Here is a 15,737-nt window from a genome sequence, read left to right on the forward strand (position 1 = left end):
TCCCAGAAAGGGGCTTGCCCCCACCACCGCAAGCCGAAGGAGAGCCAGCCGTATGAGCACGGCCGTGCGCCAACTCGCCGAGGCCCTGGACGTCGACCCCACCCTCGTTCTCCTGACCGTCGAGGAAGCTGCCCGCCGCCTCCAGATCGGTCGAACCGTCTGCTACCGGCTCATCAGCTCCGGAGAGCTGGAGTCCGTCACCGTCGGCCACCTCCGCAGGGTGCCCGCCGACGCCGTACCCGCGTTCGTCACCCGCCTCCGCCAGCAGCACCGCCCCACCACCGCGTCCGCCGCCTGAGGAGCACGTAAGTGGCAGAAGAGAAGAACAACAACAAGCGCACCCGACAGCCCAACGGCCGGTCGTCCATCTACCAGGGCAGTGACGGCAAATGGCATGGCCGCGTGACCGTCGGCATCCGCGACGACGGCACCCCGGACCGGCGCCATGTCGAGCGCAAGACCCGAGCCGAGGTGACCGCCGCCGTCCGAGACCTGGAGAAGCAGCGCGACGCTAAGACCCTTGCCAAGCCAGGCAAGCCCTGGACGGTCAAGACGTGGCTGACCCACTGGGTGGAGACCATCGCGCCCCTCGCGGTGAACGAGAACACCATGGTCGGCTACGGCGTAGCCGTCCGAAAGCACCTGATCCCCGCCCTCGGTGCTCACCGCCTCGACAAGCTCAGGCCGGAGCACATCGAGCGCTTCTACGGGAAGATGCAGGCCGACGGCCGTAAGGCCGGAACGATCCACCAGATCCACCGCACCTTCCGCACCGCGCTGAACGAGGCGGTACGACGCGGTCACTTGGGCCGGAACCCCGTCCAACTCGCCAGGGCGCCTCGCATCCGCGAGGAGGAAGTGGAGCCCTACACCGTCGCAGAGGTGCAGCGCCTGTTGCAGGCCGCCGACAGTCGCCGAAACTCCGCACGCTGGGCCGTGGCGCTCGCGCTCGGACTCCGGCAGGGGGAGGCGCTGGGCCTCAAGTGGTCGGACGTGGAACTTGAGCGGGGCGTGCTGATGGTCCGCCGGAGCCGCCGCCGCCCGCGCTACGCCCATGGGTGCGGAGACACCTGCGGGCGGAAGCCCGGCTACTGCCCCCAGCGTCAGCGGACGAACCCCGAGACGGCCGACACCAAGTCCCGCGCGGGGCGGCGCGCGGTCGGCTTGCCCGCACAGCTCGTTGACCTGCTCAGGGTCCACCAGGCCAAGCAGGACGCCGAACGCACGGCGGCCGGCGCCGACTGGACCGACGAAGGCTGGCTCTTCGCGACACCGACCGGTCGGGGTACATCCCCCCGCACGGACTACGACGACTGGAAGGAACTGCTCGAAGACGCCAAGGTGCGGGACGGCCGCCTCCACGACGCCCGCCACACTGCCGCCACGGTCCTGCTGATCCTCGGAGTCTCCGAACGGGCCGTGATGGGGCTCATGGGTTGGTCCTCAACTGCCATGGCCGCGCGGTATCAGCACATGGTCGATACGGTCCGGAACGACGTTGCGCGCCAGGTCGACGGACTCATCTGGAAGTCGGGCGACGACCGCCCGGACGATGATGACGACGGGTCCGCGGGGATGCTCGTGAGGGCTGGTTAGAGGCATCCGTGGGCCGCAGTTCCTCGAATGAGGGGTGCGGCCCAACCTGCCGAAGCTCGTGCGCATCCGCTCTCCGGCCGCGCATCCTGCCGACATGGACGAAGGACTTGTGGCGTTAGTGACGGCGGGGGTCGGACTGGTTGGGGCGCTTGGTGGCGCAGCCCTGGGCGGACTGGCTGCGGTCCGTGGGGCGCGTATGGGCGCCGAGACCACGGCGCGCGCGACGATCGAACAGGCACGAACCCAGGAGCGTGCTCAGCACGACCACTGGTTGCGGGACGAGAGGAAGCGTGCGGCGGTCCTCATGCTTGAGGCGTACGACAGGTTCACCATTGCGGCATCCAACGTCACGCGCATGTTCGACCTGAAGATCGAGGCATCAGCCGATCTCTGGAGCGCCTATAACGCGAGCATGAACGAGATTCGAGGGGCTTACTTTCCCCTCCGTCTCCTCGGCCCCACCGGGGTGCATCAGGCGGCACGTGAGCTCTGGCAGTTGATCGAGAACTACAACGAAGGGATTCAGGAGTGGGTCGACGGCATCATCACGGCGACCGACGAAACCAGGGCTGGGTGGCGGGCGCGCGAGGAACAGCAGAGGCACACCCTCGGAGGTGCACACAGCGACCTGATTGATGCTGTGAGCGAGTCATTGCAGAGCAATGGCGCCGTCCCGCGCCCCAACTGAGACGGAAACTGAGACGGAGCAGCACGAAGGGCCCGGTCCAATGGACCGGGCCCTTCGTTTACCTGCGGTAGCGGAGGGATTTGAACCCTCGGTGACTTGCGCCACACTCGCTTTCGAGGCGAGCTCCTTCGGCCGCTCGGACACGCTACCGAGGGAGACCTTACAGCAAGGTGCGGCGTGCTCTGAAATCGGTATTCAGCGGGAGCGGAAGAACTCGGTGAGGAGCCGGGCGCACTCCTCGGCGAGCACGCCCTCGATCACCTCGGGCCGGTGGTTGAGCCGCCGGTCCCGTACGACGTCCCACAGGGACCCGGCCGCGCCCGCCTTCTCGTCGCGGGCGCCGTAGACGACCCGGTCCACCCGGGACTGCACGAGGGCGCCCGCACACATCGTGCACGGCTCCAGGGTGACGACGAGCGTGCAGCCGGCCAGCCGCCACTCGCCGGTCTTCGCCGCGGCCCTGCGGAGCGCGAGGACCTCGGCGTGCGCGGTCGGATCGCCGGTCGCCTCGCGCTCGTTGTGGCCGACGCCGAGCACGGTCGTGCCGTCCGGGGACAGCACGACGGCGCCGACGGGGACGTCCCCGCCCCGGACGGCCAGTTCGGCCTCGTCCAGGGCGAGCCGCATCGCGGCCCGCCAGCGGTCGCGTACCGGGTCCGGTGGACCCTCGGTGGTGTTCGGGATCAGCGGACGGTCTCCAGGACCTCCGCGGCGCCCAGCGCCTCGGCGATGGCGCCCAGCGCGTCGTCGGCGTCCAGGGCCTTCAGCTCCTTCTCGCCGACGCCCAGGTCGTCGAGGATCTCGCTGTCGCCGACCGGGCTGTGCGGGACCGCGTCGGCGGTGCCGCCGCCCCCGTCGTCGTCGGAGTCGTCGTCGGGCTCCTCCGTGCCGTCGAGGTCGAGGGAGTCCAGGTCGGCGCTGTCGTCGCCGGGCTCCCTTCCGAGCAGTTCGTCGGTGAGCAGGATCTCGCCGTAGCTGCTGCGGGCAGCGGCGGCGGCGTCCGAGACGTAGATACGAGGGTCGTCCTCGCCGTCGATCCGGACGACGCCGAACCAGGCGTCCTCCTGCTCGATGAGCACCAGCACCGTGTCGTCCTCGGGAGAGGCTTCACGGGCCAGGTCGGCCAGATCCGACAGGGTCTCCACATCGTCGAGCTCTGTGTCGCTCGCTTCCCACCCGTCTTCGGTGCGCGCGAGCAGTGCGGCGAAGTACACCGTGACTCTCCCACTGGTCATAGGCGTGCCGGTTGGGGGTCCCCCCGGCGGAGGTTGCGGGCGGGGAGAGCTCGGGCTCCGAGCCCCACCCACTCGGAATCGTGGCAGAAACGGAGCGTTCAGGGGACGTCTTCGGCTCCCTGTGTCCGCCCGTTTTGATCGTCCACCAGCGGGATCGTACGCGGCTGTCGGCGTGGCGCACGCATCAGACGGTCCAAGAACACGCCAAGGCCTACCAGCGGAAGGTGCGCATGCGCAGGGCGTGGCGCAGGCGTGCCGCCTTGGCGCGGCGGGGCTGCACGCGGTTGCGCAGCTCGCGGGCCTCGGCCAGTTCGCGCAGGAACCGGTCCCGGCGGCGGCGTCGTTCCGCGTCGCTCTCCGTCGGCGCGGGGTCCTCGCGGGACTCACTGTCAGGCATATGCACACCCCCAGTACGTCCCTCCCACTTTCCCTCTGATGGGCGGTTTGATGCCAGAGCGAGGGAGGCTGCGGCCCGGTTACTGTTAGGGACATGCGTCTCCACGTCGTCGACCACCCTCTGGTCGCCCACAAGCTCACCACGCTGCGCGACCAGCGCACCGACTCCGCGACCTTCCGCCGTCTCGCCGACGAGCTGGTCACCCTGCTCGCCTACGAGGCCACGCGCGACGTGCGGACCGAACAGGTCGACATCAAGACGCCGGTCGCCGGGACGACGGGCGTCAAGCTCTCCCACCCGCGCCCGCTGGTGGTGCCGATCCTGCGCGCCGGTCTCGGCATGCTGGAGGGCATGGTCCGGCTGCTGCCGACCGCCGAGGTGGGCTTCATGGGCATGATCCGCGACGAGGAGACGCTCCAGGCCTCCACGTACGCGACCCGCATGCCCGAGGACCTCTCCGGCCGCCAGGTGTACGTCCTCGACCCGATGCTGGCCACCGGCGGCACCCTGGTCGCGGCGATCCAGGAGCTGATCAAGCGCGGCGCCGACGATGTGACGGCCGTGGTCCTGCTGGCCGCCCCCGAGGGCGTCGAGGTCATGGAGCGCGAGCTGGCGGGAACGCCGGTGACGGTCGTGACGGCCTCGGTCGACGAGCGCCTCAACGAGCACGGCTACATCGTGCCGGGCCTCGGCGACGCGGGCGACCGGATGTACGGCGCCGCCGAGTAGTTCAGCAGCTCTTCTTCGACGAGGCGGGCGTCGGCTCGGGTGCGGTCAGCTTGGCCAGCGCCTTGTCGGCGTCCGCCTTCGTCGTGAGCTTCTTGAAGCCCGTGCCGATGATCAGGTCGACCTCGGTGCCCTTGCGGGCGGCGTCGGTGCGCCGCTCGGCGCCGCTCAGCTGGGTGGCGAGCACGGGCAGCGAGGTGTCCAGCGCGGACGCGGGGCCGAGCAGTATGCCGGTGCCCTTGACCTTCTTGTCGTACTCCTTGGTCGCGTTGCCCACGTCGCCGATCTTGAAGCCGCGCTTCTTCAGCTCGTCCGCGGTCTTCTTGGCCAGGCCGCTGGTGGGCGTGGCGTTGAACACGTTGACGGTGATCTGACCGGGCTTGGGAAGGGGCGCGGTCGCGGTGGCCGACGGGGTCGCCCTGGTGGCGCAGTCCGCCTTGGGCCCGGCCGCCGAGGCCTTCTCGCCGCTGCCGGTGAAGACATCGATGAGCTGCAGCGTGCCCCAGCCGATCATGCCGAGTGCGGCGACGCAGGCGACGGCCACGAGGGCGAGCCTGCCGCGCCGCCGCGGGCGGCGCATCCGCGGGTACTTGTCCCCCGTGATGCGGTACTTGCCGCCCATGCCGGGGGGAGTCAGCATGCTCATGGGCGCAGCGTAGTGCGCCGTGACGGCGATGCCTACTAGATGATCATTCGATCCGGGCCAGGTGAACCCGAAAGGGCCAACCCTTTACCGGGCGGCCACTCAATCCAGCTCAAGGACACGTGCGTGGAGGACCTGGCGCTGCTGGAGCGCGGCCCGCACGGCCCGGTGCAGCCCGTCCTCCAGGTACAGGTCGCCCTGCCACTTCACGACATGCGCGAAGAGGTCGCCGTAGAACGTGGAGTCCTCGGCGAGCAGGGTTTCCAGGTCGAGCTGGCCCTTGGTCGTCACGAGCTGATCGAGGCGGACCGGGCGCGGCGCGACGTCCGCCCACTGCCGGGTGCTTTCCCGGCCGTGGTCGGGGTACGGCCGGCCGTTTCCGATGCGCTTGAAGATCACACGGAAAGCCTACCGGTCCAGACGTTCCGGGCGCAGCCATGGCGACGGAGTGCGACGCTGGAAAAGATGTAGTAAACCCGGGCAAAAGGGAACGGGGTCCGAGATGAGTGACAGCGAGACCGTGCCGCCGGCCACCGCTCCCGAGGCGCCCGGCAGCGCGCCCGCCCTCTCTCAGGAGGCCCTGGAGATCGCCTCCGGCTACGCCTTCACCGGGCCCGCGCTCGACCTCGGCGCCCTGATCCGGGACGGCCAGTGCCTGGCGGACGCGCAGATCCGGGTGCCGCTGCCGATGCTCAACCGGCACGGCCTGGTCGCCGGCGCCACCGGCACCGGAAAGACCAAGACGCTCCAGCTGATCGCCGAGCAGCTCTCGGCGCAGGGCGTGCCGGTGTTCCTCGCGGACATCAAGGGCGATCTGTCGGGCGTCTCGGCGCCGGGCGAGCCGAGCGACAAGGTCACCGCGCGCGCCGCGGACGTCCACCAACAGTGGACGGCGACCGGGTTCCCCGCGGAGTTCTACGCCCTCGGCGGCCTCGGCCACGGCATCCCGGTGCGCGCCACGATCACCAGCTTCGGCCCGGTGCTGCTGTCGAAGGTCCTCCAGCTGAACCGGACCCAGGAGCAGTCGCTCGGCCTGATCTTCCACTACGCCGACAGCAAGGGCCTGGACCTGGTCGACCTCAAGGACCTCAGGGCCGTGGTCGCCTTCCTGACCTCCGACGAGGGCAAGGCGGAGCTGAAGAACATCGGCGGACTGTCGACGGCGACGGCCGGAGTCATCCTCAGGGCGCTGACCGCCTTCGAGGCGCAGGGCATGGGCGAGTTCTTCGGCGAGCCGGAGTTCGACACGGCCGAGTTCCTGCGGACGGCGCCCGACGGACGCGGCACGGTGTCGGTACTGGAGTTGCCCGCCGTACAGGACAAGCCGCAGCTGTTCTCCACCTTCCTGATGTGGCTGCTCGCCGACCTCTTCCACGACCTGCCCGAGGTCGGCGACGCCGACAGGCCCAAGCTGGTCTTCTTCTTCGACGAGGCGCATCTGCTGTTCGACGACGCCTCCAAGGCGTTCCTGGACTCCATCACGCAGACCGTCCGCCTCATTCGCTCGAAGGGGGTCGGCGTCTTCTTCGTGACGCAGTCCCCGAAAGACGTGCCCGCCGACGTCCTCGCCCAGCTCGGCAACCGCATCCAGCACGCGCTGCGCGCCTTCACCCCCGACGACCAGAAGGCGCTGAAGGCGACCGTGCGGACCTTCCCGAACTCGGCCTACGACCTCGAAGAGGTCCTCACCGGGCTCGGCACCGGCGAGGCCGTGGTCACCGTGCTGAGCGAGAAGGGCGCCCCGACGCCGGTCGCCGTGACCCGGCTGCGCGCCCCCGAGTCCCTGATGGCCCCGGTCGACGCCACGGCCCTGGGCCAGGCGGTGCGCAGGTCGCCGCTGTACGAGCGGTATGCACAGGCTGTGGACCGGGAGTCGGCGTACGAGAAGCTGGAGGCGGGGCGCGGGGCCAAGGGCCCCGACGAGATGAAGCCGCAGGAACCGAAGGAGGCCAAGGAGCAGCCCTCCCTCGTCGAACAGGTCGTCGGCAGCGGCATGTTCAAGTCCCTGGCGCGGTCCATCGGCACGCAGATCGGGCGTGAGATCACCCGCTCGGTCTTCGGCACGGCGCGGCGGAGGCGGTAGGCCCCCGCCGCGCCGCCTCCTCAGCGGCCCTTGTTCTTCGGGGCCTGCTTCACCTGCGGTTTCGGCGCGCTGCGCGCGGCCTCCGCGCGCAGCAGGGCGCGCAGGACGGCATACGGGTCCATGGGCATGGTGCTGCTCCTTGCGTCGTGCTGACGGATGAACCGGTGGGGACCGGTTCCGTCAGCAGCGCAGGACCACCGAGCGCAGGACGGGCAGGGCGTGCGGGGTGCGGGGCTGTACGGCGGGAGGCCGCGGGCGGGGGAGCGGTGCCGGGCGCCGGGGCGGTGCGGCAGGGCGGTGCGCGCGGCGGGCCGCGGCCGGACGCAGAACGGGGTCCACGGCGTCGTACTCGACGGTCTCCCCCGCCGAGACGGCCGCGACGGGCGACGCGGGGACGCCGGCGGGGGCGGCCGGGACGCACAGGGCGAGCAGCAGGACGAGCGCCCGCAGCCAGGCGTGGCCGCGCGGGAGGCGTCGTACGGTGCTCACGCCTGGTCGTGTCCCCGTCGGGGGTACGTCGTTCATCGCGTCGCCCGTGAGATCCGCCCGCACGGCGTATCCGCGCCGGTCACACCTCGCGCGGGACCTGCTTGGCGCGGCCGCGGATGCGTACCGCCGTGACGATCTCGATGATGCCGACGACGATCAGCCAGATGCCGCCGACCACGGTGAGGACGAAGACCGACTCGAAGGGGGAGTCGATCAGCACGATTCCGGCGATGAAGGTGATGATGCCGAGGAAGATCTGCCAGCCGCGGGCGGGCATCGCCGGGTCGGAGATCGCGGCCACGGTCTGGGTGATGCCGCGGATCAGCCAGCCGATGCCGATCCACAGGGCGAGCAGCAGCAGCGACTGCATGGGGCCGCGGAAGCAGAACAGGCCCAGCAGGATCGACAGGGCGCCGCTGATGAAGCCGAGCACGCGCAGCGAGGTCGTCTTGTGCGTGCCGAATGCGGAGACCAGCTGGAACACACCGCTGATCAAGAGGTAGAGGCCGAACAGGACGCCGGTGGCGCGCAGGGTGGAGCCCGGCCAGATGAGGACCAGGACGCCCAGGATCAGCGACGCGATGCCGGTGACCAGCACGACCTGCCAGGCGGCCTGGGAGAGGGCGTGCAAGGGGCCCTCGAAGGGCGGCTCGGGTTCATGGCCGCCCGCGCGCGGGGCGTGCTGCTGCGCGTGAACCTTGCGGTCGTCGTACTCCGGGCTCCAGGAGGAGCCGGACGGTGCCTCGGTCATGGTTCATGCTTGAACCGGCCGTGGGCGGAGGGCCACCCGGGGAGGGCCAGTCGGATTACTTCTTGGCGGCCTTCGCCGCCGCCTTCATCTCCTGCTTGTGCGCCCGCACCTTCGCCAGCGACTCCGGCCCCGTGATGTCGGCGACGGACCGAAAGGACTTCGGCTCCCCGTACGCCCCCGCGGCCTCCCGCCACCCCTTCGGCTGCACCCCCAGCTGCTTGCCCAGCAGCGCCAGGAAGATCTGCGCCTTCTGCTTGCCGAACCCGGGCAGCTCCTCAAGCCGCCGCAGCAGCTCCCGGCCCTCGCCGACGCCCTTCCAGACCAGCTCGGCATTGCCGTCGTAGTGCTCGACGAGGTACTGGCACAGCTGCTGGATCCGCTTGGCCATCGACCCCGGATAGCGGTGCACGGCGGGCTTCTCCGACAGCAGCGCGGAGAAGGCCTCCGGATCCTGCGCGGCGATCTCGTGCGCGTCCAGATCCGCAGCGCCCATCCGGTCCGCGATCGTGCGCGGCCCCTTGAAGGCCCACTCCATCGGAACCTGCTGGTCCAGCAGCATCCCGACCAGCGCGGCCAGCGGCGAACGGCCGAGAAGCTCGTCGGCCTCGGGGTCCTGGGCGAGGTGGAGGGTGATGTCCATGGACCGATGATCCCGCGTGGCGGCTCAGGTCGCGCGCCAGTACCCCAGCGCGTGCATCCGCTCCTTGGGCACGCCCAGCTCCCTGCGGGTGTACGCGGCCAGGGTCCGGGTGGTGGCCGTGTCGCAGGCGATCCAGACATAGGGATGCTCGGTGGACTTCAGCAGGTCGGGGAGGTCCGTGCGGACGGTGTCGACGAGGTTGTGGCGTGGGACTGCGCGGACCTCGGAGGGGTTTCCGTGGAAGGGGAGGCCGTCCAGGGTGCCCTCGAACCACACCGTGGTCGGGGCGGAACCCACTGCTTCGAGGAGGGAGTTGAGCGCGGGCAGCGAGGCCGGGCCGCCGATCGCGAAGACGTGCGAGGGGGCAGGCTGGGGATGCTGGAAGCCTGTGCCCTGGACCGTCGCCTCGATGGTGTCCCCGGGCTTCGCCGCCCGCGCCCAGTCACTGGCGCACCCCTCGTGGAGTGCGAACTCGAAGCTGAAGGTGCCGGCCGCCGGATCGGGGTCGACCAGCGTGTACGCGCGCTGGTGGGGCTTGCCGCCGTTGTCGAACCACAGCCGGACCCACATGGTCGGGTGGACGCCGGTCGCCGCGAGCATGCCGCCGTCGGTGAGGTGCACCCGCCGGTAGTCGGGGGAGACGTCCTCGGCGCCGGTGACGGTGAGGACGTAGTCCTTGGCGCCCATCAGTTTCAGGACCGTGCCCTGCCACCCGTGCCCCTGCGCCATCACGCCTTCACCCCTCGCGTACCATTTCTCCACCGATTACTTAGGCAAGGCTAACCTAAAGCACAGTGCAAGCACAGGAGAGGTGACAGGTGACCGCAGAGATCTACCGCGATGCCTGGGGCATCCCGCATCTGCGGGCCGACGGCGTGCGGGAACTCGCCCGCGCCCAGGGCCGCGTCACCGCCCTCGACCGGGCCTGGCAGCTGGAGGTGGAACGGCACCGCGCGCAGGGCACCTCCGCCTCCCTCCTCGGCCCGCACTCCCTGCCCTGGGACCTCTTCGTCAGACGGGCCAGACTCGACGACACCGCCCGACGCTGCTTCGCCGAGCTGGAGAGCCGCGACCCGGAGACGGCCGACTGGATACGGGCCTACGTCGACGGCGTCAACGAAGGGCTCGCGCAGGCGTCCCTGCCGCTCGGCGCCCCAGGCCGCTGGGAGCCGTGGACCCCGCTCGGCATCTGGCTCGGCGTCCACATCCTGTTCGCGGGCTTCCCGGCCAAGCTCTGGCGCGAGCAGGCCGTCCGGCACCTCGGCCCGGACGCCGTCGGCCTGTTCGCCACCGACGGCCCCGGCACCTCCGGCAGCAACGGCTGGCTGGTCAGCGGCGCGCGCAGCACCACCGGGCAGCCGATCATCGCGGGCGACCCGCACCGCTTCATCGAGGACCCGGGCGTCTACCAGCAGATCCACCTGTCCTGCCCCGAGTTCGACGTCATCGGCCTCGCCGTCCCGGGCGTCCCCGGCATCGCCCACTTCGGCCACACCGGCACGGTCGCCTGGGCCATCACCAATGCCATGGCCGACTACCAGGACCTCTACCGCGAGCGGTTGCGGCGTACCGGCGCGGGCGTGGAGGCGCTCGGGCCGGACGGCGTGTGGCGCCGGGCCGCCCGGCACACCGAGACGGTCGAGGTGGCGGGCGAGGCCCCGGTCGAGGTCGAGGTGATCGAGACCGACCGGGGCCCGGTGATCATCGGCGGCCCCGAGGGCCTCGACGACGGCTCGGACCCCGAGGTCGCCGTCAGCCTCCGCTACCCGCCCCGCGTCACCGGCGACCTCGGCTTCGGCGCCCTGCTGCCGCTGCTGCGCGCCCGCCGGGTCGCCGACGTCGACCGGGCCGTCGACCTGTGGGCCGAGCCCGTCAACGTCGTGCAGGCCGCCGACACCGAGGGCGGCCTGCTGCACCGGGTCGCCGGACGCGTACCGGTCCGCGCCGAGGACAACCGCGTACGCCTCGTGCCCGCCTGGGAGCCGGGCCACGAGTGGCAGGGCTGGCACGAGATGCCGTACGGCGAACTCACCGACGGCGTCGCGGTGATGGCGAACCAGCGTGGCCCGGCCGAGCCCCTCGGCGTCGAGTTCGCCCCGCCGCACCGCGCCGACCGCATCGCCGCCCTGCTGGCGCAGGCGGAGCACTGGTCGCCCGGCGACATGCCGGTGATCCACACCGACACCGCGCTCGCCTCCGCGGCCCCCCTGCTGGACCACCTCGCGGCCCTCGACGACCTCTCCCCCGAGGCGGACCGGATCCGCAAGGCCCTCCTCGGCTGGGACCGCCGCATGGACGCGGACAGCGAGGCCGCGGCCGTCTTCGCGGCGGTGCGCAGCGCCGTCGTACTGCGGCTGGCCGCGGACCCGGCGTTCGCCGCGCTGACGACAGCCCCCGCTTATCCCGAGGTGCTGCTCCCCTGGCTCGCCCTCGTCCCGCGCATCGGTTTCGCCCTCGAACACCTGCTGCGCGCCGAGGAGTTGTACGGCATCGACCGGCCCGCCGCCGTGCGCGCGGCCGTCGAGGAGGTGGCCGCCCGGCCCGCCGGCGGCACCTGGGGCGACACCCACCGCCTCGCCCCCTGGCGGGCGTTGCCGAACCCCTCGTACGACGAACCCGGGCTCTCCGGCGACCACGACTGCGTGCTGTGCACCACCGCCGTGCCGGGTCTCACGGACCTCGCCGCTCGCGGTCCGGCCGCCCGGTACGTATGGGACCTGGCCCGCCGCGAACACAGCCTGTGGGCGGTGCCGTTCGGGGCGTCCGGGGTGCCCGGGTCGCCCCACCACCGTGATCAACTGCCCTTGTGGACCCGGGGAGACCTCATCCCCGTGGTCACCGATTTCGACCGACTGGAGAAGGAGACCGATGTCTGACCCCCGCGAGGCGGTGCACGAGCAGGCGGTCGACGGTTTCGGCACCGTACGCATCCTGCCCCTCGACCCGCACACCGACGCCGACGTCGTCCACGCCTGGGTCAGCGAGGAGCGCGCCGCCTTCTGGGGCATGACCGGCCTCACCCGCGACCAGGTGGCCGAGATCTACGCCCACCTGGACACCCTCGACACCCACCACGCCTTCCTGGTGCAGCGCGACGGCGTCCCGGCCGCGCTGCTCCAGACCTACGAGCCCGAGGCCGACCGGGTCAGCGAGGTCTACGAGGTCCGGCCCGGCGACATCGGCGTCCACCTGCTGCTCGCGCCCGCCGCCCCGGAGGGCGCCCGCCACGGCTGGACGGCCGGGCTGCTCGCCGCCATCACGGAGTACGTCCTGCTCGGCCTCGACCGGCAGCGGATCGTCGTAGACCCCGACATACGCAACGAGAAGGCCATCGCCCGCTTCCTGAAGCAGGGCTTCGAGGAGGGCCCGGCCGTCACCCTGCCCGAAATCGACATCCCGGACGTGTACTTGCCGGAGAAGAAGGCACAACTCGCCTTCCTGAACCGGGCGGTAGCCTTCCCGGGGTGACCCCGGAAGAGCTCGTAGCGCACTACGCCCTGGAGCCGATACCGCGCGAGGGCGGCCGGTTCCGCCGTACCTGGGCGGGGCCCGAGCGGCCGGACGGCCGGCCCGAGGGCTCCGCCATAGTCGCCCTGCTGACCGCCGAGCCGGGCGACTACTCGGCGCTGCACCGGCTGCCGAGCGACGAGATCTGGCACTTCTACCTCGGCGACCCGCTCCAGCTGCTGCTCCTCGCCCCGGACGGCACCTCCCGCACGGCCGTCCTCGGCCCGGACATAAGAAGCGGCCACCACTTCCAGCTCACGGTCCCGGCCGGAACCTGGATGGGCGCGACCGTCCTGACGGGCGGCTCGTGGACCTTCTTCGGCTGCACCATGGCGCCCGGCTTCACCTACGAGGACTACGAACACGGCGACGCGGAGCACCTGACCGCGCGCTATCCGCACGAGGCCGCCCGGATCATGGAACTGTGCCGACCGTGAGACTGCTGGAGGGCCAGGTCGCCCTGATCACAGGAGCCGGCGGCGGCATCGGCCGGGGCATCGCCCTGCGCTTCGCCGAGCAGGGCGCGGCGGTCGCCCTGCACTGCCGTACGGCGGTCGAGGCGGCGCGCGAAGTCGCCGCCGAGGCCGGGAACGCCGTTGTCCTGCAAGGGGATCTGACCGTCGAGGAGGAATGCCACCGGGTGGTGCGCGAGGCCGCCGAGTGGGCCGGCGGCCGGCTGACCGCGCTGGTCAACAACGCGGGCGTCCAGCCGGTTCAGCAACTGCCCGGCATGACGGCGGCCGAGTGGCGGGCGGTGCTGGACGCCAACCTGACGAGCGTGTTCGCCTGCACGCAGGCCGCGGCCGAGCTCATGCGGGAGCGGGGCGGCACGATCACCCACATCGCCTCCGTCGAGGCACGGCAGCCGGCCCCGCAGCATGCCCACTACTCCGCCTCCAAGGCGGCGGTGGTGATGCACGCCCGCTCGGCGGCCCTGGAGTACGGGCGCCACGGCATCCGCGTCAACACGGTCTCCCCCGGCCTGATCGAACGGGACGGGCTGAAGGAGGCCTGGCCGGAGGGCGTGCGGCGCTGGCGGGAGGCGGCCCCGGCGGGCCGGCTCGGCCGGCCCGAGGACGTGGCGGACGCCTGCGTGTTCCTCGCCTCCCCGCTCGCCTCCTGGGTCACCGGCCACGACCTGGTGGTGGACGGAGGGGTGTCGGCACGGCCCACTTGGTGAGCGCGGAGCACGCCTCGTACGTACGTATCCGCGTGGCCGAGAAGCGGGAAGACGGAGAGACGACGTGGGCCGAAGGCGCGGAGTTCAAGGGCTGGTGCTGCTGGGAGCCGTGCTGGTCCTGCTCCTCCTCGGCGGCGCGGGACCCGCGTCGGCGCACGCGGCCCTCCGCGGCACCGACCCCGAGGACGGAACCGTCCTCCAGTCGGCCCCCCGCCACCTCACCCTGACCTTCACGGAGTCCGTCGGCCTGCTCGACGACTCCGTCCGCGTCCTCGGCCCCGACGGCCGCCGACTGAGCCTCGACGAGCCACGGCACGCGCCGGACGGCGACGGGACCGCCCGCGTCACCCTGCCCCGCGGGCTGGAACAGGGCACCTACACGGTGGCCTGGCGGGTGGTCTCGGCCGACAGCCATCCCGTCTCGGGCGCCTTCACCTTCTCCGTGGGCACACCGTCGCCGACCCCGGCCGCAGTCCCGGACGGCCCCGCCGAGGACCCCGCGACCGCCGCCCTGCACAAGATCGCCCGCTATCTGGCGTACCTCGCGGCCGCGCTGCTCATCGGCACCGCGGCCTTCGCCGCCCTGTGCCGCCCACCGGACACGACCGCACTGCGCGCGCCCCTGCTGGCGGGCTGGTGGACCCTCCTCGTCACCACCCTCGCCCTGCTGGTCCTGCGCGCCCCGTACGAGACCGGCGAGGGCCCCGCGGCCGTCCTCGACCCCTCGGCCCTGGCCCACACACTGACCACCCGCCCCGGCCTGGCCCTGCTGACCCGGCTGGCCCTGCTCCTGGCAGCCGCCGGCTACCTCCTACGACTGACCCGGCACCGCTGGCCCGGCGCCGCCCTCGCCGTAGGACTCGCCCTGACCTGGGCCGCCGCCGAGCACGCCTCCGCCGGGATCCAGGTGCCGGTGGCGATGGCGTCCTCGGTGCTGCACCTGCTGGCGACGACGGTGTGGCTGGGCGGTCTGACGGCCCTGCTCACGCTGCTGTTCCGGTCACCCGTCCCGCTCCCGGCGCGGACGGTCACCCGCTTCTCCCGGCTGGCCTTCGCCTCGGTGACCGTCCTGGTCGTCACCGGCGTCTACCAGTCCTGGCGCGGCCTGGGCTCCTGGGACGCCCTCACCGGCACGACGTACGGCAGGCTCCTGGTCGTCAAACTCGCGGCCGTGGCGCTGCTGCTGGCGGCGGCGGGGCTGTCCCGGCGCTGGACGGCACGGCTCGCGGCCGTACCGGCGGCGCAGGAGCGGGTGCCGGAGCTGGTGGGCGGTCCGCCGCCGCCCCCTCTGCCGGAGCCGCCGGCCGCCCCCGACGCCCGTGCCCTGCGCCGCTCGGTGCTGGCCGAAGTCGCCGTCGGCGTCGCGGTGTTGGTGATCACGACGGTACTCACGGGCACGCTGCCGGGCCGGGCGGAGGCCGAGGCAGCGCAGCAGGCACCCCCGGCCGTCCGCACCTCCGTCACCACGGTCCCCTTCGACGTCGGCACGCCGGGCGGCACCGGCAAGGTCCAGATCACCCTCGACCCCGGCCGGGTCGGCGACAACTCGGTGCAGGCCGTGGTCTACGGCCCGGACGGCGGCCTGGCCACGGTTCCCGAACTGCGCCTCTCCTTCACCCTCCCGGCCGGCGACATCGGCCCCCTGGACGCCGGCCTGACGGACCGGGGCGGCTACTGGGCGACCGGCGACCTCAACCTCCCCCTCCCCGGCACCTGGACGATGAAGGTGACGGTGCGGGTCTCGGAGGTGGACCAGGTGAGCGAGTCGGTCTCCGTGCGCGTGCGCTAGGAAGTGCGGGCGG

Annotated in this window: 19 protein-coding genes and 1 tRNA gene; 10 read left to right on the plus strand and 10 right to left on the minus strand. The window is 71.8% G+C overall.

The window, feature by feature from the left end:
* Nucleotides 1-52 precede the first annotated feature (52 nt).
* From AB0Q90_RS16145 to AB0Q90_RS16155, 3 genes are all read left to right on the plus strand, one after another.
* On the plus strand, nucleotides 53-298 hold the full coding sequence (locus AB0Q90_RS16145) for an excisionase family DNA-binding protein (protein ID WP_363163345.1): 246 nt from the start codon (nucleotides 53-55) through the stop codon (nucleotides 296-298).
* An 11-nt stretch (nucleotides 299-309) separates the two neighbouring features.
* On the plus strand, nucleotides 310-1,596 hold the full coding sequence (locus AB0Q90_RS16150; protein ID WP_363163344.1) for a site-specific integrase: 1,287 nt from the start codon (nucleotides 310-312) through the stop codon (nucleotides 1,594-1,596).
* A 94-nt stretch (nucleotides 1,597-1,690) separates the two neighbouring features.
* Nucleotides 1,691-2,284, plus strand: a complete 594-nt coding sequence (locus tag AB0Q90_RS16155; protein ID WP_365733230.1) for a hypothetical protein — start codon at nucleotides 1,691-1,693, stop codon at nucleotides 2,282-2,284.
* 65 nt (nucleotides 2,285-2,349) lie between these two features.
* On the opposite strand, the gene AB0Q90_RS16160 is transcribed toward AB0Q90_RS16155, so the two are convergent.
* The 4 genes from AB0Q90_RS16160 to AB0Q90_RS16175 all read right to left on the minus strand — a co-directional run bounded on the left by AB0Q90_RS16160 (nucleotide 2,350) and on the right by AB0Q90_RS16175 (nucleotide 3,916).
* Nucleotides 2,350-2,434: transfer RNA gene (locus tag AB0Q90_RS16160), tRNA-Ser, on the minus strand.
* Nucleotides 2,435-2,479: 45 nt separating this feature from the next.
* Nucleotides 2,480-2,911 carry a tRNA adenosine(34) deaminase TadA gene (gene tadA / locus AB0Q90_RS16165; RefSeq protein WP_363163342.1) on the minus strand — a complete coding sequence of 144 codons (432 nt, stop codon included), beginning with the start codon at nucleotides 2,909-2,911 and terminating at the stop codon, nucleotides 2,480-2,482.
* A 56-nt stretch (nucleotides 2,912-2,967) separates the two neighbouring features.
* Nucleotides 2,968-3,498 carry a hypothetical protein gene (locus AB0Q90_RS16170; protein ID WP_363163471.1) on the minus strand — a complete coding sequence of 177 codons (531 nt, stop codon included), beginning with the start codon at nucleotides 3,496-3,498 and terminating at the stop codon, nucleotides 2,968-2,970.
* Between the two features lie 232 nt (nucleotides 3,499-3,730).
* Entirely contained in the window at nucleotides 3,731-3,916 is a 186-nt protein-coding gene (locus tag AB0Q90_RS16175; protein ID WP_363163341.1) for a hypothetical protein, read from the minus strand.
* A 93-nt stretch (nucleotides 3,917-4,009) separates the two neighbouring features.
* Here AB0Q90_RS16175 and upp point away from each other — a divergent pair, with 93 nt between their 5' ends.
* Nucleotides 4,010-4,645: a uracil phosphoribosyltransferase gene (upp, locus tag AB0Q90_RS16180; protein WP_363163340.1), complete on the plus strand. Its 636-nt coding sequence runs from the start codon at nucleotides 4,010-4,012 to the stop codon at nucleotides 4,643-4,645.
* A gap of 1 nt (nucleotide 4,646) precedes the next feature.
* Here upp and AB0Q90_RS16185 read toward each other — a convergent pair whose 3' ends face one another.
* Together AB0Q90_RS16185 and AB0Q90_RS16190 are read right to left on the minus strand one after the other, a co-directional pair.
* Nucleotides 4,647-5,288 (minus strand): LytR C-terminal domain-containing protein, encoded by a 642-nt coding sequence (locus tag AB0Q90_RS16185; protein ID WP_363163339.1) that lies wholly within the window; start codon nucleotides 5,286-5,288, stop codon nucleotides 4,647-4,649.
* A gap of 99 nt (nucleotides 5,289-5,387) precedes the next feature.
* On the minus strand, nucleotides 5,388-5,684 hold the full coding sequence (locus AB0Q90_RS16190; RefSeq protein WP_003999914.1) for a type II toxin-antitoxin system VapB family antitoxin: 297 nt from the start codon (nucleotides 5,682-5,684) through the stop codon (nucleotides 5,388-5,390).
* 103 nt (nucleotides 5,685-5,787) lie between these two features.
* Here AB0Q90_RS16190 and AB0Q90_RS16195 point away from each other — a divergent pair, with 103 nt between their 5' ends.
* Nucleotides 5,788-7,368 carry a helicase HerA-like domain-containing protein gene (locus AB0Q90_RS16195; protein WP_363163338.1) on the plus strand — a complete coding sequence of 527 codons (1,581 nt, stop codon included), beginning with the start codon at nucleotides 5,788-5,790 and terminating at the stop codon, nucleotides 7,366-7,368.
* Nucleotides 7,369-7,548: 180 nt separating this feature from the next.
* Here AB0Q90_RS16195 and AB0Q90_RS16200 read toward each other — a convergent pair whose 3' ends face one another.
* From AB0Q90_RS16200 to AB0Q90_RS16215, 4 genes are all read right to left on the minus strand, one after another.
* Nucleotides 7,549-7,857, minus strand: coding sequence for a hypothetical protein (locus tag AB0Q90_RS16200; protein WP_363163337.1), 309 nt, complete (start codon nucleotides 7,855-7,857; stop codon nucleotides 7,549-7,551).
* Nucleotides 7,858-7,936: 79 nt separating this feature from the next.
* Entirely contained in the window at nucleotides 7,937-8,608 is a 672-nt protein-coding gene (locus AB0Q90_RS16205; protein ID WP_363163336.1) for an HdeD family acid-resistance protein, read from the minus strand.
* Nucleotides 8,609-8,663: 55 nt separating this feature from the next.
* The gene (locus AB0Q90_RS16210) at nucleotides 8,664-9,248 is read right to left on the minus strand and encodes an HhH-GPD-type base excision DNA repair protein (RefSeq protein ID WP_363163335.1); all 585 of its coding nucleotides are present in this window, start codon (nucleotides 9,246-9,248) and stop codon (nucleotides 8,664-8,666) included.
* Between the two features lie 24 nt (nucleotides 9,249-9,272).
* The gene (locus AB0Q90_RS16215; protein ID WP_363163334.1) at nucleotides 9,273-9,977 is read right to left on the minus strand and encodes a siderophore-interacting protein; all 705 of its coding nucleotides are present in this window, start codon (nucleotides 9,975-9,977) and stop codon (nucleotides 9,273-9,275) included.
* Nucleotides 9,978-10,066: 89 nt separating this feature from the next.
* Here AB0Q90_RS16215 and AB0Q90_RS16220 point away from each other — a divergent pair, with 89 nt between their 5' ends.
* The 5 genes from AB0Q90_RS16220 (at nucleotide 10,067) to AB0Q90_RS16240 (ending at nucleotide 15,724) form a co-directional block, all read left to right on the plus strand.
* Nucleotides 10,067-12,124, plus strand: coding sequence for a penicillin acylase family protein (locus AB0Q90_RS16220; protein WP_363163333.1), 2,058 nt, complete (start codon nucleotides 10,067-10,069; stop codon nucleotides 12,122-12,124).
* Nucleotides 12,117-12,716, plus strand: coding sequence for a GNAT family N-acetyltransferase (locus AB0Q90_RS16225; RefSeq protein ID WP_363163332.1), 600 nt, complete (start codon nucleotides 12,117-12,119; stop codon nucleotides 12,714-12,716). The genes AB0Q90_RS16220 and AB0Q90_RS16225 overlap by 8 nt, the downstream gene beginning before the upstream one ends.
* Nucleotides 12,713-13,192 carry a cupin domain-containing protein gene (locus AB0Q90_RS16230; protein ID WP_363163331.1) on the plus strand — a complete coding sequence of 160 codons (480 nt, stop codon included), beginning with the start codon at nucleotides 12,713-12,715 and terminating at the stop codon, nucleotides 13,190-13,192. The genes AB0Q90_RS16225 and AB0Q90_RS16230 overlap by 4 nt, the downstream gene beginning before the upstream one ends.
* Complete coding sequence (locus tag AB0Q90_RS16235; protein WP_363163470.1) at nucleotides 13,189-13,935, plus strand: SDR family oxidoreductase; 747 nt, start codon at nucleotides 13,189-13,191, stop codon at nucleotides 13,933-13,935. Before AB0Q90_RS16230 ends, AB0Q90_RS16235 begins: the two co-directional genes overlap by 4 nt.
* Nucleotides 13,936-14,029: 94 nt before the next feature.
* Nucleotides 14,030-15,724 carry a copper resistance protein CopC gene (locus AB0Q90_RS16240; RefSeq protein WP_363163469.1) on the plus strand — a complete coding sequence of 565 codons (1,695 nt, stop codon included), beginning with the start codon at nucleotides 14,030-14,032 and terminating at the stop codon, nucleotides 15,722-15,724.
* Nucleotides 15,725-15,737: the final 13 nt, after the last annotated feature.

The organism is Streptomyces sp. NPDC079141 (genome assembly GCF_040686775.1).
In the GTDB taxonomy this organism is placed as follows: domain Bacteria; phylum Actinomycetota; class Actinomycetes; order Streptomycetales; family Streptomycetaceae; genus Streptomyces.